This is a genomic window from Paenibacillus piri (assembly GCF_004354045.1).
Classification (GTDB): Bacteria; Bacillota; Bacilli; order Paenibacillales; family NBRC-103111; genus Paenibacillus_S; species Paenibacillus_S piri.
In genome coordinates this window covers 270,912-286,082 of sequence record NZ_SMRT01000007.1, presented here as the reverse complement: position 1 = coordinate 286,082, position 15,171 = coordinate 270,912, and the positions used below count along the sequence as shown (strand labels likewise).

The window sequence follows — 15,171 nt, the reverse complement described above, 5'->3', positions numbered from 1 at the left end:
CTGTTATAATTAGAGGTATTGTAAATTTGTAGGTTAGTGAGGGTCAGCGCAAATGGATATTCAAGCCAGACAGAAAAAGATAAGAAACTTTTCGATTATTGCTCATATCGACCACGGAAAATCGACGCTGGCCGACCGCATATTGGAATATACGGGCGCGCTTTCTTCCCGCGAGATGCAGGAGCAGGTGCTCGACCAGATGGATCTCGAACGGGAGCGCGGCATTACGATCAAGCTGCAGGCGGTCCGGCTCAACTACCGCGCGGACGACGGTGAAGAATATATTTTGAATCTGATCGACACGCCGGGGCATGTCGACTTTACGTACGAGGTGTCCCGCAGCCTTGCGGCCTGCGAAGGAGCATTGCTTGTCGTGGACGCGGCGCAGGGCATCGAGGCGCAGACGCTGGCAAACGTGTATTTGGCGCTGGACAACAATCTCGAAATATTGCCGGTTATCAATAAAATCGATTTGCCGAGCGCAGACCCGGATCGGGTCAAGCAGGAGATCGAGGATGTGATCGGGCTTGACGCAAGCGAGGCGGTGTTGGCTTCCGCCAAGGCCGGAATCGGGATTAAAGATATTTTGGAGCAGGTCGTCAGCCGTGTTCCGGCGCCTGCCGGCGATCCGGACAAACCGCTGAAGGCGCTTATTTTCGATTCCCATTACGATCCGTATAAAGGCGTCATCGTATATGTGCGCGTCATTGACGGCTCGATCCGTCACGGCTCGAAAATCAAATTCATGGCGACGGACAAAGTGTTCGAGGTCATCGAGGTCGGCGCGTTCAAGCCGCGGATGTCGATCGTCGACTCGCTGGATATCGGGGATGTCGGCTTCATCGTGGCAGGAATTAAAAATGTCGGCGATACGCGGGTAGGGGATACGGTGACGGACGCGAAAAATCCGGCTCCCGAAGCGCTGCCCGGCTACCGTAAAATCAACCCGATGGTATTTTGCGGGCTGTATCCGATCGAAACGAGCGATTACAACGATTTGCGCGAGGCGTTGGAGAAGCTGCAGCTGAACGACGCGTCGCTCAGCTTCGAGCCTGAAACATCGACGGCGCTCGGGTTCGGCTTCCGCTGCGGCTTCCTCGGTCTGCTTCATATGGACGTCATTCAGGAACGGATCGAGCGCGAGTTCAACATCGATTTGATTACGACCGCGCCAAGCGTAGTATTCAAGGTTACGCAGACGAACGGCGAAGTTCTGAGTATCGAGAACCCTTCGCTGTTTCCGGAGGTCGGCAAAATCGAATATGTCGAGGAGCCTTACGTCAAGGCGGCCGTCATCGTCCCGAACGATTATGTCGGCGCGATCATGGAGCTGTGTCAGGGCAAGCGCGGCGAGTTTATAAACATGGAATACTTGGATACGACCCGCGTAACGTTAACTTACGATATTCCGCTGTCCGAAATCGTGTACGATTTTTTCGATCAGTTAAAGTCGAGCACGAAAGGCTATGCTTCCTTCGATTACGAGCTGTCAGGTTACAGAAAATCGAATCTGGTCAAAATGGATATTTTGCTCAACGGCGAGCAGGTCGACGCGCTGTCCTTCATTGTACACCGCGACCGCGCCTTCAACCGCGGACGGATCATTTGCGAGAAGCTGAAGGATCTGATCCCGCGGCAAATGTTCGAGGTGCCGATTCAGGCGGCCATCGGGCAAAAAATCATTTCCCGCGAAACCGTCAAGGCGATGCGCAAAAACGTATTGGCCAAATGCTACGGCGGCGATATTTCACGGAAACGGAAGCTGTTGGAGAAACAGAAGGAAGGCAAAAAGCGGATGAAGCAGGTCGGCAGCGTCGAGGTGCCGCAGGAAGCGTTCATGGCCGTGTTGAAAATAGACGAATAACTTATCATCAAACGGGCAAGAAGCAGGTGCGCATAGCTGACGCACCTGTTTTTCCGTCAAAGGAGCGTCAAAGTTTATATTTGGCAAACAGCTTAAATTATAGAAGAGAGGAGGCGGCAGGATGATTCAACGAGTAGAAACGCCGGGAGCGGTATATATCCACATTCCGTTTTGCACGAACAAATGCCATTACTGCGATTTTAACTCCTATGTACTGAAGGGACAGCCGGTGATGGATTACCTGGACGCGCTGGAGCGGGAAATGGAGCGGACCGTACGGCTCGTGCCGCCGCGGACAATCGAAACGATCTTTGTGGGCGGCGGGACGCCGACGGTGCTGCTGCCGGATCAAATGGCCAGCTTCTTGCAGCGGGTACGCGCTTACTTCCCGGACCGGTCGGCGCAGCTCGAATTTTCGATGGAAGCCAACCCCGGTACGACGGATAAAGAAAAGCTGCAGGCGATGAAGGAAGGCGGCGTGAACCGGATCAGCTTCGGCGTACAGTCGTTTGACAATGCCCTTCTCGAAGGGATCGGACGGATCCATAATACCGACGACGTATACCGCAGTATTGACAATGCACGAAGCGTCGGCTTTACGAATATGTCCATCGATCTCATGTTCGGTCTCCCCCGGCAGACGGTGGCGATCATGCACGATACGCTCGACAAAGCGCTGGAGCTCGGGCTTCCTCACTACTCGATCTACAGCTTGAAGGTGGAGGAGAATACGCTGTTTCATACGCTTTATCATAAAAATCAGCTCCCGCTGCCGGATGAGGAGGAGGAACTGGACATGTTTCTGCTCATTATGGAGCGCTTAAAGCAAGCGGGCTACCAGCAGTATGAGATCAGCAATTTTGCCAAGCCTGGCTATGAGAGCAGGCATAACAGCATGTATTGGCTGAACCGGAGCTACTATGGAATAGGGGCCGGAGCGCACGGTTATATGCATGGCAGACGGCATGTCAATATAAAAGGCGTGCAGCCTTACATCGATGCGACCCGCAGCGGGCTGCCGCAGCTTGAGCAGCATGAAATCAGCGAGCAAGAGGCGATGGAAGATTTCATGATGGTGGGACTGCGTTTGCTGCGCGGGGTAAACCGGGCCGATTTCAACAGGCAATTCGGGACGGAGCTTGAAGCGGTATTCGGTTCCGAAATCGACAGGCTGACAGCGCGCAAGCTGCTGGAGCCGACGTTGGAAGGCTACCGGCTGTCGGAGCGCGGAGTGCTGCTGGGCAATGAAGTGTTCGCCGAATTTTTAAGCGCCGAGACGGTATAATTTTATATTGAATTGTTTATACGTTTTGTTGTATATTTATTCATATCAATCGAACTACGACACGGAATGGTGGGTTTTCTATGACAGTTACATCAGTTAAATGCAGAAAAGCAACTGAACACGATATCGAGACGCTGTATGAAATTATACAAGGCTATGCCGAGCAGGGGATTATGCTCCCGAGGTCGCGCGAAACGTTGGCCGAGCAAATCGATACTTTCGTTGTGGCTGTTATAGAAGACCGTCTGGTCGGATGCGGTTCGTTGACCCGGCTTGGTCAAGATCTGGTCGAAATTCGCTCGCTCGGCGTCACGCACGGCCACAAAGGTCAGGGCATCGGCAATGCGCTCGTCGAATTTCTGGTCGAGGAAGCGCGCCGGCAGGGCATTCCGAAAGTAATGGCTTTAACGTATGCCGTCAACTTTTTTGAGCGGAACGGCTTTAATGTCGTGGAGAAGGAGATTTTCCCGGAGAAGGTGTGGCGGGACTGCGTTCATTGCAAAAAGCAGCATTGCTGCGATGAAATAGCCGTATTGAAGCGGGTGGATTAAGCTTGTTTGAACTTGACACAGACCTTCGGGTCTGTTATTTTTGTATTATGCATTAGCACTCGTTAGATTGGAGTGCTAACGATTTCGAATAAAGCGGAACGGGAATGGGGGCATGCACCATGTTGACTGAACGCCAACGTCATATATTAAGCGCCATCGTGGATGATTACATTCGGTCTGCGGAGCCCGTAGGATCGCGCAGCATATCGAAGCGCGGCAACGTGGGGTTTAGCCCGGCAACCATCCGCAACGAAATGTCCGACCTGGAGGAAATGGGCTACCTGGAGCAGCCTCATACCTCGGCGGGCCGTATCCCATCCCATAAAGGCTACCGTTATTACGTGGATCACCTCGTTACCTTCGGAGGTCTGAATCCGCGTGAGATTGACGTGCTTAAATTATTTTTTGCCGAAAAAATGCAAGAGATGGAGAAAGTCATCCACCAGGCTGCGATGATTTTGTCGAATCTCACCAACTATACATCGATTGTCATGGGACCGGAAATGTTCGGTACGACGCTTCGCCATTTGCAGCTTGTTCCGTTGAACGAACAGACGGCGGTCGCTATCGTCGTCACCAATACCGGACAGGTGGAGAATAAAACCGTTACGATTCCCGAAGGCGTACCGATTTCGGAAATCGAGAAGGTTGTCAACCTGCTGAACGCGCGGCTTAAAAACGTGCCGCTGCTGCAGTTTAAATCCAAGCTTTACACCGAAATCGGCGAGGAAATGCGAAGCTGCGTATCCGGGTACGAAGAAATTCTTGCCATGCTGAACAGCGTAATCGATCAAGGCGAAGAGGAGAAAATCATCCTCGGCGGTACGACGAATATGCTGACGCAGCCGGAATTTCAGGATATGGAAAAGGTTAAAAGCATTTTGGATCTTTTATCCGAGGCGCCGATGCTCGCCAAGCTGTTTACAGGATCGGCTGCGGGCATTCAAGTGCGGATCGGCAGCGAAAATCGGGTAGAGGCGATAAACGATTGCAGCCTGATCACAGCATCGTATACTTTTGAAGGCAAGCATCTCGGAACGATCGGTATCCTGGGTCCGACCCGTATGGATTACGGCAGAGTCATTCAACTGCTGGATCATTTGTCGAAGGATATGACGCTGGTGCTGGAGCGATGGTATAAATGAATGCGATAAAGCCGGCCTCGCAAGAAGGCGACGATACGTACGCAACGCTTCTGAATAATGCAGGCGCGATTCGCGCGATCTGCTCCGCTGTCGAAGGAACGCTTGGGCCCAAAGGCCTGGACACGATGCTTGTCGGGGGTCATGGCGAGGTTGTGATTACGAATGACGGCGTGACGATTTTGGAGAAAATGGACGTCACGCATCCTGCCGCCCGGCTGCTCATTCAAGTTGCCCGCTCGCAGCAGCAGCAGGTAGGCGACGGCACGACCACGGCCACGGTTTTGGCCGGGGCGATCGTCGCGGAAGGCGTTGCGCAGGTTACGAGGGGCGTTCCGGTTGCGAAGGTGGTGAAGGGCATACAAGAGGGAGTTGCGCAGGCGCTGTCGTCGCTGGCGAAACGCAGCCGCCGGATCGATGGGCTCAAGGACCCGCTGCTGTACCGGATCGGCTACATTGCCGGACGGGAGCATGCCGATTTGGCGGAGCTCATTCTCGAAGGAGCGAAGCGGCTTGGCGTTCATAAGCTGCAGGAGGAGAGCTTCCGCTTTGCGGATGTCGTCATCTCGCACAGCCGTGCGGTCAGCGAAGTGTGGCCGGGCCTTCTCATTCAGAAGAAGCCGGTCAACGCGCAGCTTGATTTCCCGCCCGATGCCGCCTCCGTGCTTGTGTTTCAGGATGCGTTCGAGCCGGAGACGATCGATGAGGAAGCGCTGATGACCGAGGCGGGCTTCCAGAAGCAGATGCAGCTGAAGGAACAATTCCGCCAGTCGCTGAACAAGCTTGTTGAGCTGCAGGTCGGACTGGTTATCGCCGATCGCGGGGTCAACCCGGAGGCGGAGCAGTTTTGCACCGACCATGGCATTATGGTTGTGCAGCGGGCGCCGCGCCACGACCTACGGCTCGTGTGCGAATATACCGGCGCGCGGCCGATCCGCCGCAGCGGGCTGCGCAAGCCTGCCTCGGAGCTGGCAGGCTATCTCGGCTTCGCCGGGCGCGTCTCCTACGACGAGCGGCTCGAATGCGTCCGCATGGCCGAAGGCAAGGGGCGGACGCAGGTGACGATCGTCGTAGGCGCCAGCACGAGCGAGGTCGTTGGCGAGCGGCTGCGCATCGCCAAGGACGCGGCATCCGCCGTGCAGGCGGCGCTGCGCGGCGGATGCTTGCCCGGCGGCGGCGCGGCCGAGATGGCCGCCGCCTATGATCTGGATCGTCACCGCGAGACGATCCAGGGGATGGAAGGCTTCGGCGTCGCAGCCGTCGCCCAGGCGCTGCGCAAGCCGCTTGCGCAGATCGTCGTCAACGCCGGCTACAATCCGCTCGAGAAGGTCGAGGAAGTGAAGGCGGCGCAAATCGCCTCGGGATCCGATGCGATAGGAATCGATTGCGATACCGGCGCTCTGGTCAACATGCTCGAGCACGGCGTAATCGATCCCGCTCAGGTCAAGCTGCACGCGCTGCAGGCGGCCGGAGAAGTAGCGGCGGCGGTGCTGCGGATTCATACGGTCATCAAGATGAAGCAGCCCCGCACGGAAGAATAGCAGAATAGCTGTTGCTGTTATGTATGGAATCCCCGGCCACGATTGGGCCCATGGGAAGTTGTACTATCCCTGGAAGCCGAAAAAGCGAGATGCTTACATCTCCCGCAGGCTGGTTAAAATATGGAGTATAGAGAGAACAGCGGATTCGGATCAAGGAGGTGACACAAATTGAGTGCTGAACAAAAAAATCAGACAGAAGTAAACGCAGAAGCTGAGCAGCAGGCCGAAGCTACATATGCCGGCAGCGAGGCGGGCGAGGAGAATTTGACGTCGGAAGCCGAGGAGGCCGCTCAAGAGCAAGGCTCTGTCGAGGCGCCTGAAATCGAGCAGCTCCGCAAGGAAGCCGATGATAACTATCAGCGTTTTTTGCGCACCCAGGCGGATTTTGACAACTTTAGAAGAAGAACGCGCCAGGAAAAAGAAGAATTTGCGAAATACGCTTCGTTGAAGCTGATCGAGCAGCTTTTGCCGGTGGTGGATAACTTTGAGCGCGCATTGAATGCCGGCAAAGAGGTCAGCGATACCGATGCTTTGCTGAAAGGCGTCGACATGATTTTCCGGCAGCTGAGCCAGGTGCTGGGCAATGAAGGATTGCAATCTATGGAAACGGTGGGGCAGCCGTTCAACCCCGAATTCCACCAAGCGATTATGCAGGTAGAGTCGGATGAATATGATGAGGGTATCGTCGTCGAGGAAGTACAGAAGGGCTATATGCTGAAAGATAAAGTATTGCGTCCCGCGATGGTGAAGGTAAGCTCCTAAGTGGAGCTTCTGCTTTTACGGACTCGTACTCTTTATAAGAAACCCCCTATCGAGGCCTTTCAAGATGAGCGACCGCGATTAAAATGTAGGTTTTCTTGCAATGATAGAAAGCTTCAGCTCCGCTGAAAACTTATACTTTCTATCATTATAAGAAACCCCCTATCGAGGCCTTTCAAGATGAGCGACCGCGATTAAAATGTAGCTTTTCTTGCAATATCACAATGGTTCAGCTCCGCTGAAAACTTATACATTCTGATATTATAAGAAAACTTTTCGGCTCTTCCATATAGATGATGACTATTTTTCGCTAATTAAAGGAGGATAACCTGACATGAGTAAAGTTATTGGTATTGACTTGGGAACGACCAACTCCTGCGTAGCCGTAATGGAAGGCGGAGAAGCTGTCGTTATTCCTAATGCGGAAGGCAACCGCACAACTCCATCCGTAGTCGGTTTTAAAAAAGACGGCGAGCGCATCGTCGGCGAAACGGCCAAGCGCCAAGCGATCACCAACCCTGACCGCACCGTCATTTCGATCAAACGGCACATGGGCACCAACCATAAGGAAACGATTGAAGGCACGGAATACACGCCGCAAGAAATTTCCGCAATGATCCTGCAAAAGCTGAAAGCCGACGCCGAGGCATACCTGGGCGCAACGGTAACGCAGGCCGTTATTACGGTTCCTGCCTACTTCAATGACAGCCAACGCCAAGCGACCAAGGATGCGGGTAAAATCGCAGGTCTTGAGGTGCTGCGGATCGTCAACGAGCCGACAGCTTCCGCTCTGGCCTATGGTATGGAAAAATCCGACGATCATACGATTCTCGTATACGACTTGGGCGGCGGTACATTCGACGTATCGATCCTTGAGCTGGGCGACGGCATCTTCGAAGTAAAAGCGACCAGCGGAGACAACCGTCTCGGCGGCGACGATTTTGACCAAGTCATCATCGATTATTTGGTAGCCGAATTCAAAAAAGAGCATGGCATCGATTTGAGCAAGGACAAAGCGGCGGTTCAGCGTTTGAAGGATGCTGCGGAAAAAGCGAAAAAAGAGCTTTCCGGCGTTTTAACGACAACGATCTCGCTTCCGTTTATTACGGTCGTTGACGGCGTACCTCAGCATATGGAAATTAACCTGTCCCGCGCCAAATTTGAAGAGCTTTCTTCCGCTCTCGTTGAGCGCACAATGGGACCAACGCGTCAAGCGTTGAGCGATGCCGGATTATCGCCGAACCAAATCGATAAAGTCGTTCTTGTCGGCGGTTCCACGCGGATTCCTGCCGTACAGGAAGCAGTGAAGAAGCTGATCGGCAAAGAGCCGCATAAAGGCGTAAATCCGGATGAGGTCGTAGCGTTGGGCGCCGCTGTTCAAGCAGGCGTGTTGACCGGCGACGTGAAGGATGTTGTATTGCTGGACGTAACGCCATTGTCGCTTGGCATCGAAACGGCGGGCGGCGTATTTACGAAAATGATCGAACGCAATACGACGATTCCGACAACTAAATCTCAGGTGTTCACGACTTATGCCGACAACCAGCCGAGCGTTGAAATCCATGTGCTGCAGGGTGAGCGCGCGATGTCCGCAGACAACAAGACGCTGGGACGCTTTATGCTGGGCGATATTCCTCCGGCGCCGCGCGGTATCCCGCAAATCGAAGTTACGTTTGACATTGACTCCAACGGGATCGTAAATGTTAACGCTACTGATAAAGGCACAGGCAAGAGCCATAAAATTACGATTACTTCCTCAAGCGGCTTGTCCGATGAAGAAATCGACCGCATGATGAAGGATGCCGAAGCAAACGCAGAGGAAGACCGCAAACGTAAAGAAATGGTTGAAGTGCGCAACAACGCGGATCAACTCGTTTATTCCGTAGATAAAACGATCAAGGATCTTGGCGACAAAGTCGATCAGGGGGAAATCGACAAGGCGAACGAAGCGAAGGAAAAAGTGAAAAAAGCGCTGGAAGGCGATAATTTGGATGAAATTAAGGCGGCGACCGACGCGTTGACCGAAGTCGTGCAGCAGCTGTCCGTGAAGCTGTATGAGCAGGCGGCTCAACAAGCCCAGGCCGGCGAAGCGGGCGCGGCAGGTTCGACAGGCGCGGAAGGCGCACCGAAAAAGGATAACGTCGTAGACGCCGATTTCGAAGTTGTCGATGAGAAGAAAAACAACTGATTAAAGTCAATAAGCATAGGTGGAATGAAAGGTCAAAGCCCGTTTTGCGGCTTTGACTTTCCCTTTGTCAATTAGGAAATGAAGCGGCGGGAATTTCCGCGCCCGTCATTGAGGACGGCGCAGCCGTTTATCCTTGGAATGGGAGTGGACTCATGAGTAAACGCGATTATTACGAGGTGCTGGGAGTAAGTAAGGAAGCATCTCAGGACGATATTAAAAAGGCTTACCGCCAAATGGCCCGCCAATACCATCCTGATGTAAACAAAGCCGCCGATGCGGAGACTAAGTTCAAGGAAGCCAAGGAAGCTTACGATGTGTTGAGCGACGACCAGAAAAAGGCTCAGTACGACAGGTTCGGCCATGTCGATCCGAATCAGGGCGTGGGCGGCTTCGGCGGCGGCGGAGCGGATTTCGGCGGCGGCTTCGGTGACCTGTTCGATATGTTTTTCGGCGGCGGCAATCAGCGCCGCAATCCGAATGCGCCGCAGCGGGGCAACGATCTTCAATATACGATGACAATCGAGTTCAAGGAGGCCGTTTTCGGCAAGGAAGCGGATATCCAGATCCCCCGCACCGAAACATGCGATACCTGCCATGGCAACGGGGCGAAACCGGGAACGAAGCCGGAGACCTGCAACGTCTGTCACGGCAGCGGGCAGCAGGAGGTCGTGCAAAATACGGCTTTCGGCCGAATCGTCAACCGCCGCGTCTGCTCGGCTTGTAACGGCCAGGGCGTCACGATCAAGGACAAATGCGGCACATGCCATGGAACGGGCAAAGTGAAAAAGCAGCGCAAGATTCATCTGAACATTCCTGCAGGCGTCGACGACGGGGCTCAGCTGCGCGTTACCGGCGAAGGGGAATCCGGTACGAAGGGCGGCCCTTCCGGTGATTTGTACGTGGTCATTCGCGTCAAGTCGCATGACTTCTTCGAACGCGAGGGTGACGACATTTATTGCGAAATTCCGCTCACGTTCGCGCAGGCGGCGTTAGGCGACGAAATTGAGATTCCTACGTTGACCGAAAAGGTGAAGCTGAAAATTCCCGCCGGGACGCAGACCGACACATACTTTCGCTTAAAGGGCAAAGGCGTTCCGCGCTTGCGCGGCTACGGACAGGGCGATCAGCATGTCAAAGTCGTTGTCGTGACACCGACCAGCATGAATGAGGATCAGAAGGAACTGCTTCGGGAATTTGCCCGTCAAAGCGGCGAGCATACCCACGAGCAGAACCAGACGATTTTTGAACGGATGAAAAAAGCGTTTTTGGGCGATTGATTTCGTATAAAAATATGTGGATTTATTGGACCTGAGGCGCAGCCTCGGGTTTTTTTGTGATTAGGAAATTATGCGCAGCATATTTCCGTGCATAATCGGGGGCTCCCCCAAAAGTAAGGTCAAGAGTTGTTTACACTCTTGACGAAACCCGGTGGACACGGGTTAGAGGAATTCGCTTCAGGGCTTCACTTCACTTGGGGGACTTTGTTTTTTCGGCTCGTTCGCGCAGCGGCGGGGCGAATAGAATTTGCTTTACTGCGGACAATACATAAAGCGTTCATTCTATATTCTATTCAAAGTGAGGGATCCGACCATGACAGACAACTCTATGAGGCAGCAGTTCAATGCGGAGCAGCAGGATGAGACTGACGGCAAATACGAGGATGTGCAATTTAACGCTGAATTGGCCGATGAGGATGATCTGGAGGCTGTAGCAAGAGCGAACGAAGCAGCTGCCAGACAAGAGCAATCCTGAAGCTGCACAACATGGGGAAACCGGTAAGCAGCGGAACAAAGAGAGGTAACGAATATGGCTGAAAAAGGAATACTTGCTTATTTCCGATCTCCGGCGGAGGCCGAAAGCATCGTTCCGAAGCTGAAAGCGCTGAGGGCCGTCGACGTGGCTGTCGACAAAATCGGGCAGTTTTCGGGAGACGGCGCCACCGAATCGATGAACCCGCTGACGGGGGGCTTTCCTGGCTTGTCCTTTTTAACGCTTGGAGCGGAAGGCATCGATCAAGATACGGCAGTGCTCGCGGCGGCGGACCCGGATGCGAGCGGACTCAGCTCGCCGCGAGCGGTTGACGGCTCGATCGAAAACTACGGCGGAATCGAAGGAAGGGATACGCTGCTGACAGTAGTCATAGACGAACGAAGCTATGAGCTGGCGCTGCGGGTCATTCAGGATGCCGGAGGAAAAGTGTAAACGGGATATGCGGGAAAGAAAGCATAATAAGAGAGCCTGGAGGAATGCTGCCAGGCTCTTTTTCATTGACGATGCGAACTGTGAAGGATGAGCTTGCCATTAAAGCCAACCTTGAGATTGAAGAAGCGATCGGCTCGATTCATTAATTCGTTCATCTTATATAGCTTTAACGAACAACAAGGGCTTTGGCAAAAGAATCGGCTTTTGTCAAAGCCTTTTTCCTACCTGCGCTCGTATGTATAGATTTACAAAACCTGGCCATCGGCCAGGTTTTTTGATTGTTTAGGAAATTATGCGCAGCAAATTTCTGTGGATAACCGGGGGCTCCCCCAAAAGTAATCGGAATTGGCTTCGGAGTTTCACGTCACTTTTGGGGGACTTTGTTCTTAAAGGACGCCCAACTGCTTCAGTATCCGTTTAGGCGCTGCGCGCCGGTATGCTTCCGCAATTAACGGCTCGACCTCATCCCATTGCATCTTCGCGACAGAGGCGACCGAAACCCAGCCGTGATGTCCGATGTAAGGCGTTTTGAAATAATCGTCCTGCTGCAGCAGCAGCTCCTGCATAAACGGATCGGCTTTGAACGACATCGTCGGGACGCCGTCCTTTTCACCCATAAATACGAATGGCTTGTCCGCGATACGCATCGTCGTATGCCCGAAGCCGTCGATTTTTTCGACGACCTCAGGCAGCGGCGCGCATATTTGTCTGACGCGTTTCAGCATGTTCAGTCCGGCCTGGGATTGTAACTGCCGTTGCATGTGGCTCATGTGGAATAATCCCCTCTCATTGTATTCATATCAATCGATAATCTCGCTTGTTCTTATAGTAACATATTTGCCGGCCGTGATCTTCTCCCGGAACTACACGACGCGTGCCAGACGTGCGCTCATTGCGGATGGGCTGCTGGCCGCGCAGCAGGCATGGACGAGCTTCAGCCCGCTGCATTTTGCCCGCCACCTTCAAGTATAGTATACTGGGAATCATGTGCATTTTTATGAGCTGAAAGCTTAGGGAGGATTTGACCATGCGTTGGCATGAAGTAACGGTACATACGACAGAAGAAGCGATTGAGATGATTTCGAATTTTATACATGAGCTGGGTGCCGGCGGCGTGTCCATCGAGGAATCCGGCACATTGAACAAGGAACGCGATACTTCGCTGGGGCAATGGTACGAGCTTCCTTTGAACGATATACCGGAGGGCAGGGCAGTCATTAAAGGCTACTTTGCCGATGGGTCCGACATGGAAGCGATAATGGATCAGCTGAAGCGATCGGTCGCCCAATTAACTGAATTCGACATCGATACAGGCAATCCGTCGTTTGAATTGCAGGACGTGGACGACGAGGATTGGGCGAACGCCTGGAAGCAGTACTTCAAGCCGCTTCGCATTTCCGAACGGCTGACAATCAAGCCGACCTGGGAGGAGTACACGGCCGGTCCGGATGAACTGATCATCGAGCTCGATCCGGGCATGGCGTTCGGCACCGGAACCCATGCGACAACCTCGCTCTGCCTGCGGACGCTGGAACAAGTGATCCGGCCCGGCGACGACGTCATCGACGTCGGGACCGGCTCAGGCGTGCTGGCCATCGCGGCGGCCAAATTAGGTGCCAGGCACGTGCTGGCGCTGGATCTCGATCCTGTAGCCGTCTCGAGCGCCAATGAGAACAGCCGGCTGAACGGACTGGAGAACGGCATCACGGTCAAACAGAGCGACCTGCTGCAGGTGCTGCGGGAAAACGCCTCCGAAACAGGAGAGCCGGCTTCCGCGCTTGGCGTGAATATTCCGGTGCAGGTAGTGGTCGCCAACATTTTGGCGGAGATCATTTTGCTGTTCGTTCAGGATGTGTACGATGTGCTGGCGCCGGGAGGCACCTATGTCGTATCGGGCGTCATCAAGAGCAAGCAGGACGATGTGGAGCAGGGGTTGGCGGCTGCAGGATTCCAGGTAACCGAACGCCATGAAGATCAAGATTGGGTTGTCATTATAGCCCGGAAGCCGTAGGTGATTGCTAATGGATTTAAGCTCGTTCTTGCCCTTTCCGTTAGAGCAGCTGCCGTTTGTATTCGTGGTGCTGCTCATATCGTTCGCCGTCCATGAATTTTCGCATGCGTATTTTGCCGACCGGTTCGGCGATCCGACGCCCCGTTCGATGGGGCGGCTGACGCTGAACCCGCGCGTCCATATCGATTGGCTCGGGATGATTTTTTTTCTGCTCATCGGGATCGGCTGGGCGAAGCCGGTGCTGGTAAACCGCGCCCGGTTCAAAAATCCGCGTTTGATGGGAATCATTGTCTCCTTTGCCGGACCTTTGAGCAATCTGGTTCTGTCTTTTATCAGTCTGCTCATTTTTTATACGCTGCTTAAGTTTCATATGCTGGACGGCATGTCCGAAGGCATAGTTAAAGCGATCAAGCTGTTTTTTAATCTGATGATCATTCAAAATATTTTCCTGTTCATCCTGAATCTGATTCCGTTCCCGCCGTTGGATGGCTACCGGATTTTGGAGGATGCGCTGCCGCGCTCCGCGGCAATGAAGCTGAAGTCCTACGAGCAATGGCTGTTTTACGCAATTTTGCTCATGTTCTTTATCCCGCCGATCCGCAGCGTGACGATTGGCCCCGTGATTGCCTTGCAGTGGCCGATTTTAGGCGGTCTTAACGCTGTGGCGGAGCTTATTTTCGGCGGTATGACGTAATGCGTTAATGCCGGAAGCGCACTTGGGGAATGCTGTAAACAATAGCTTTTTCAACAAAAACGTAGTATGATGTAGGTTGGTATTTTTCATTCCATTTCAGACAAGAAGGTAGATTAAGAGATGCAGCGTTATTTTATCGCGCCTGAATTATTCGCGGAAAGCACGGTAACGATTGCAGGCGACGATGCCCATCATTTAATCCGCGTCATGCGGGCGAAGGCCGGGGATCAAGTTATCGTCAGCGACGGCGTGAGCCGTGAAGCGCTCGTGACGATCACGGAAACGGGCAAGGATCAGGTGACCGCCGACATTGTGGAGCGGCTCAAGTTGGACCGCGAGCCCGCTGTCGAGGTATGGATTGCCCAGAGCCTGCCTAAGGGCGATAAGATGGAGCTGGTCATCCAGAAGGGGACGGAAATCGGCGCTGCCCGCTTTATTCCGTTTGTTTCGGAGCGGACCGTCGTTCAGCTGGATGCGAAAAAAGAAGGAAAGCGCGTGGAGCGCTGGCAAAAAATCGCCAAGGAAGCCGCGGAGCAAGCGCACCGCAACCGGGTTCCGGCTGTCGACGCCCCGCTTTCGTGGAAGCAGCTGCTGCAATGCGCCGCCGATGCCGATGCGGCATGGATTTGCTATGAAAAGCAAAACGGGTTACAGTTGAAGCAAGAGATACAAGCCGCTTTATCCGTAGTTTCGGATGAATCGGCTTCCATACATTCCGGCGCTGGTGCAGACCGGTCTCAGTCGGGCGGCCGACAACCGCGATTGATGCTGATCGTAGGGCCCGAAGGGGGATTCAGCGAGCAGGAGGTCGCAGCGGCGGAAGCCGCCGGCTGCCGGTCCGTCAGCCTGGGACGACGTATTTTGCGGACGGAAACGGCTGCTATGGTCGGCCTCACTTGCATATTGTACGAATCCGGAGAGATGGGAGGATAAA

Annotated in this window: 15 protein-coding genes; 14 read left to right on the top strand and 1 reads right to left on the bottom strand. The window is 53.7% G+C overall.

From position 1 onward, the window contains the following. Nucleotides 1–52: 52 nt before the first annotated feature. The 10 genes from lepA to E1757_RS16895 all read left to right on the top strand — a co-directional run bounded on the left by lepA (nucleotide 53) and on the right by E1757_RS16895 (nucleotide 11,532). Complete coding sequence (gene lepA / locus E1757_RS16940; protein WP_133230169.1) at nucleotides 53–1,864, top strand: translation elongation factor 4; 1,812 nt, start codon at nucleotides 53–55, stop codon at nucleotides 1,862–1,864. Between the two features lie 121 nt (nucleotides 1,865–1,985). Further along, complete coding sequence (hemW, locus tag E1757_RS16935; protein WP_133230167.1) at nucleotides 1,986–3,149, top strand: radical SAM family heme chaperone HemW; 1,164 nt, start codon at nucleotides 1,986–1,988, stop codon at nucleotides 3,147–3,149. A gap of 80 nt (nucleotides 3,150–3,229) precedes the next feature. Then, complete coding sequence (locus E1757_RS16930; protein WP_133230165.1) at nucleotides 3,230–3,700, top strand: N-acetyltransferase; 471 nt, start codon at nucleotides 3,230–3,232, stop codon at nucleotides 3,698–3,700. Nucleotides 3,701–3,819: 119 nt separating this feature from the next. Then, nucleotides 3,820–4,845 (top strand): heat-inducible transcriptional repressor HrcA, encoded by a 1,026-nt coding sequence (hrcA, locus tag E1757_RS16925; RefSeq protein ID WP_133230163.1) that lies wholly within the window; start codon nucleotides 3,820–3,822, stop codon nucleotides 4,843–4,845. Beyond that, nucleotides 4,842–6,383 carry a TCP-1/cpn60 chaperonin family protein gene (locus E1757_RS16920; RefSeq protein WP_133230161.1) on the top strand — a complete coding sequence of 514 codons (1,542 nt, stop codon included), beginning with the start codon at nucleotides 4,842–4,844 and terminating at the stop codon, nucleotides 6,381–6,383. Before hrcA ends, E1757_RS16920 begins: the two co-directional genes overlap by 4 nt. Nucleotides 6,384–6,551: 168 nt before the next feature. Further along, nucleotides 6,552–7,145 carry a nucleotide exchange factor GrpE gene (gene grpE, locus E1757_RS16915; protein WP_133230159.1) on the top strand — a complete coding sequence of 198 codons (594 nt, stop codon included), beginning with the start codon at nucleotides 6,552–6,554 and terminating at the stop codon, nucleotides 7,143–7,145. Nucleotides 7,146–7,476: 331 nt separating this feature from the next. Next, nucleotides 7,477–9,330, top strand: a complete 1,854-nt coding sequence (gene dnaK, locus E1757_RS16910; RefSeq protein WP_133230158.1) for a molecular chaperone DnaK — start codon at nucleotides 7,477–7,479, stop codon at nucleotides 9,328–9,330. 152 nt (nucleotides 9,331–9,482) lie between these two features. After that, the gene (dnaJ, locus tag E1757_RS16905) at nucleotides 9,483–10,607 is read left to right on the top strand and encodes a molecular chaperone DnaJ (protein WP_133230157.1); all 1,125 of its coding nucleotides are present in this window, start codon (nucleotides 9,483–9,485) and stop codon (nucleotides 10,605–10,607) included. Nucleotides 10,608–10,920: 313 nt separating this feature from the next. Next, nucleotides 10,921–11,082 carry a YfhD family protein gene (locus tag E1757_RS16900; protein WP_246079231.1) on the top strand — a complete coding sequence of 54 codons (162 nt, stop codon included), beginning with the start codon at nucleotides 10,921–10,923 and terminating at the stop codon, nucleotides 11,080–11,082. A gap of 54 nt (nucleotides 11,083–11,136) precedes the next feature. Further along, nucleotides 11,137–11,532 carry a hypothetical protein gene (locus E1757_RS16895; RefSeq protein WP_133230156.1) on the top strand — a complete coding sequence of 132 codons (396 nt, stop codon included), beginning with the start codon at nucleotides 11,137–11,139 and terminating at the stop codon, nucleotides 11,530–11,532. A 386-nt stretch (nucleotides 11,533–11,918) separates the two neighbouring features. Here E1757_RS16895 and E1757_RS16890 read toward each other — a convergent pair whose 3' ends face one another. Further along, nucleotides 11,919–12,302, bottom strand: coding sequence for an MmcQ/YjbR family DNA-binding protein (locus tag E1757_RS16890; protein WP_133230154.1), 384 nt, complete (start codon nucleotides 12,300–12,302; stop codon nucleotides 11,919–11,921). A gap of 19 nt (nucleotides 12,303–12,321) precedes the next feature. Between E1757_RS16890 and E1757_RS16885 the strand changes: the two genes are divergently transcribed. From E1757_RS16885 to E1757_RS16870, 4 genes are all read left to right on the top strand, one after another. Further along, nucleotides 12,322–12,504, top strand: coding sequence for a hypothetical protein (locus tag E1757_RS16885; protein WP_133230153.1), 183 nt, complete (start codon nucleotides 12,322–12,324; stop codon nucleotides 12,502–12,504). A 55-nt stretch (nucleotides 12,505–12,559) separates the two neighbouring features. Then, nucleotides 12,560–13,543: a 50S ribosomal protein L11 methyltransferase gene (gene prmA, locus E1757_RS16880; protein ID WP_133230152.1), complete on the top strand. Its 984-nt coding sequence runs from the start codon at nucleotides 12,560–12,562 to the stop codon at nucleotides 13,541–13,543. Between the two features lie 10 nt (nucleotides 13,544–13,553). Next, entirely contained in the window at nucleotides 13,554–14,237 is a 684-nt protein-coding gene (locus tag E1757_RS16875; protein ID WP_133230151.1) for a site-2 protease family protein, read from the top strand. Between the two features lie 120 nt (nucleotides 14,238–14,357). After that, nucleotides 14,358–15,170 carry a 16S rRNA (uracil(1498)-N(3))-methyltransferase gene (locus E1757_RS16870; protein ID WP_133230150.1) on the top strand — a complete coding sequence of 271 codons (813 nt, stop codon included), beginning with the start codon at nucleotides 14,358–14,360 and terminating at the stop codon, nucleotides 15,168–15,170. Nucleotide 15,171: the final 1 nt, after the last annotated feature.

Bases quoted from the DNA above. Each gene is read 5' to 3' on its own strand.
- lepA (WP_133230169.1), top strand. From the start codon at position 53: ATGGATATTCAAGCCAGACAGAAAAAGATAAGAAACTTTTCGATTATT.
- hemW (WP_133230167.1), top strand. From the start codon at position 1,986: ATGATTCAACGAGTAGAAACGCCGGGAGCGGTATATATCCACATTCCG.
- E1757_RS16930 (WP_133230165.1), top strand. From the start codon at position 3,230: ATGACAGTTACATCAGTTAAATGCAGAAAAGCAACTGAACACGATATC.
- hrcA (WP_133230163.1), top strand. From the start codon at position 3,820: ATGTTGACTGAACGCCAACGTCATATATTAAGCGCCATCGTGGATGAT.
- E1757_RS16920 (WP_133230161.1), top strand. From the start codon at position 4,842: ATGAATGCGATAAAGCCGGCCTCGCAAGAAGGCGACGATACGTACGCA.
- dnaK (WP_133230158.1), top strand. From the start codon at position 7,477: ATGAGTAAAGTTATTGGTATTGACTTGGGAACGACCAACTCCTGCGTA.
- dnaJ (WP_133230157.1), top strand. From the start codon at position 9,483: ATGAGTAAACGCGATTATTACGAGGTGCTGGGAGTAAGTAAGGAAGCA.
- E1757_RS16900 (WP_246079231.1), top strand. From the start codon at position 10,921: ATGACAGACAACTCTATGAGGCAGCAGTTCAATGCGGAGCAGCAGGAT.
- E1757_RS16895 (WP_133230156.1), top strand. From the start codon at position 11,137: ATGGCTGAAAAAGGAATACTTGCTTATTTCCGATCTCCGGCGGAGGCC.
- E1757_RS16890 (WP_133230154.1), bottom strand. From the start codon at position 12,302: ATGAGCCACATGCAACGGCAGTTACAATCCCAGGCCGGACTGAACATG.
- prmA (WP_133230152.1), top strand. From the start codon at position 12,560: ATGCGTTGGCATGAAGTAACGGTACATACGACAGAAGAAGCGATTGAG.
- E1757_RS16875 (WP_133230151.1), top strand. From the start codon at position 13,554: ATGGATTTAAGCTCGTTCTTGCCCTTTCCGTTAGAGCAGCTGCCGTTT.
- E1757_RS16870 (WP_133230150.1), top strand. From the start codon at position 14,358: ATGCAGCGTTATTTTATCGCGCCTGAATTATTCGCGGAAAGCACGGTA.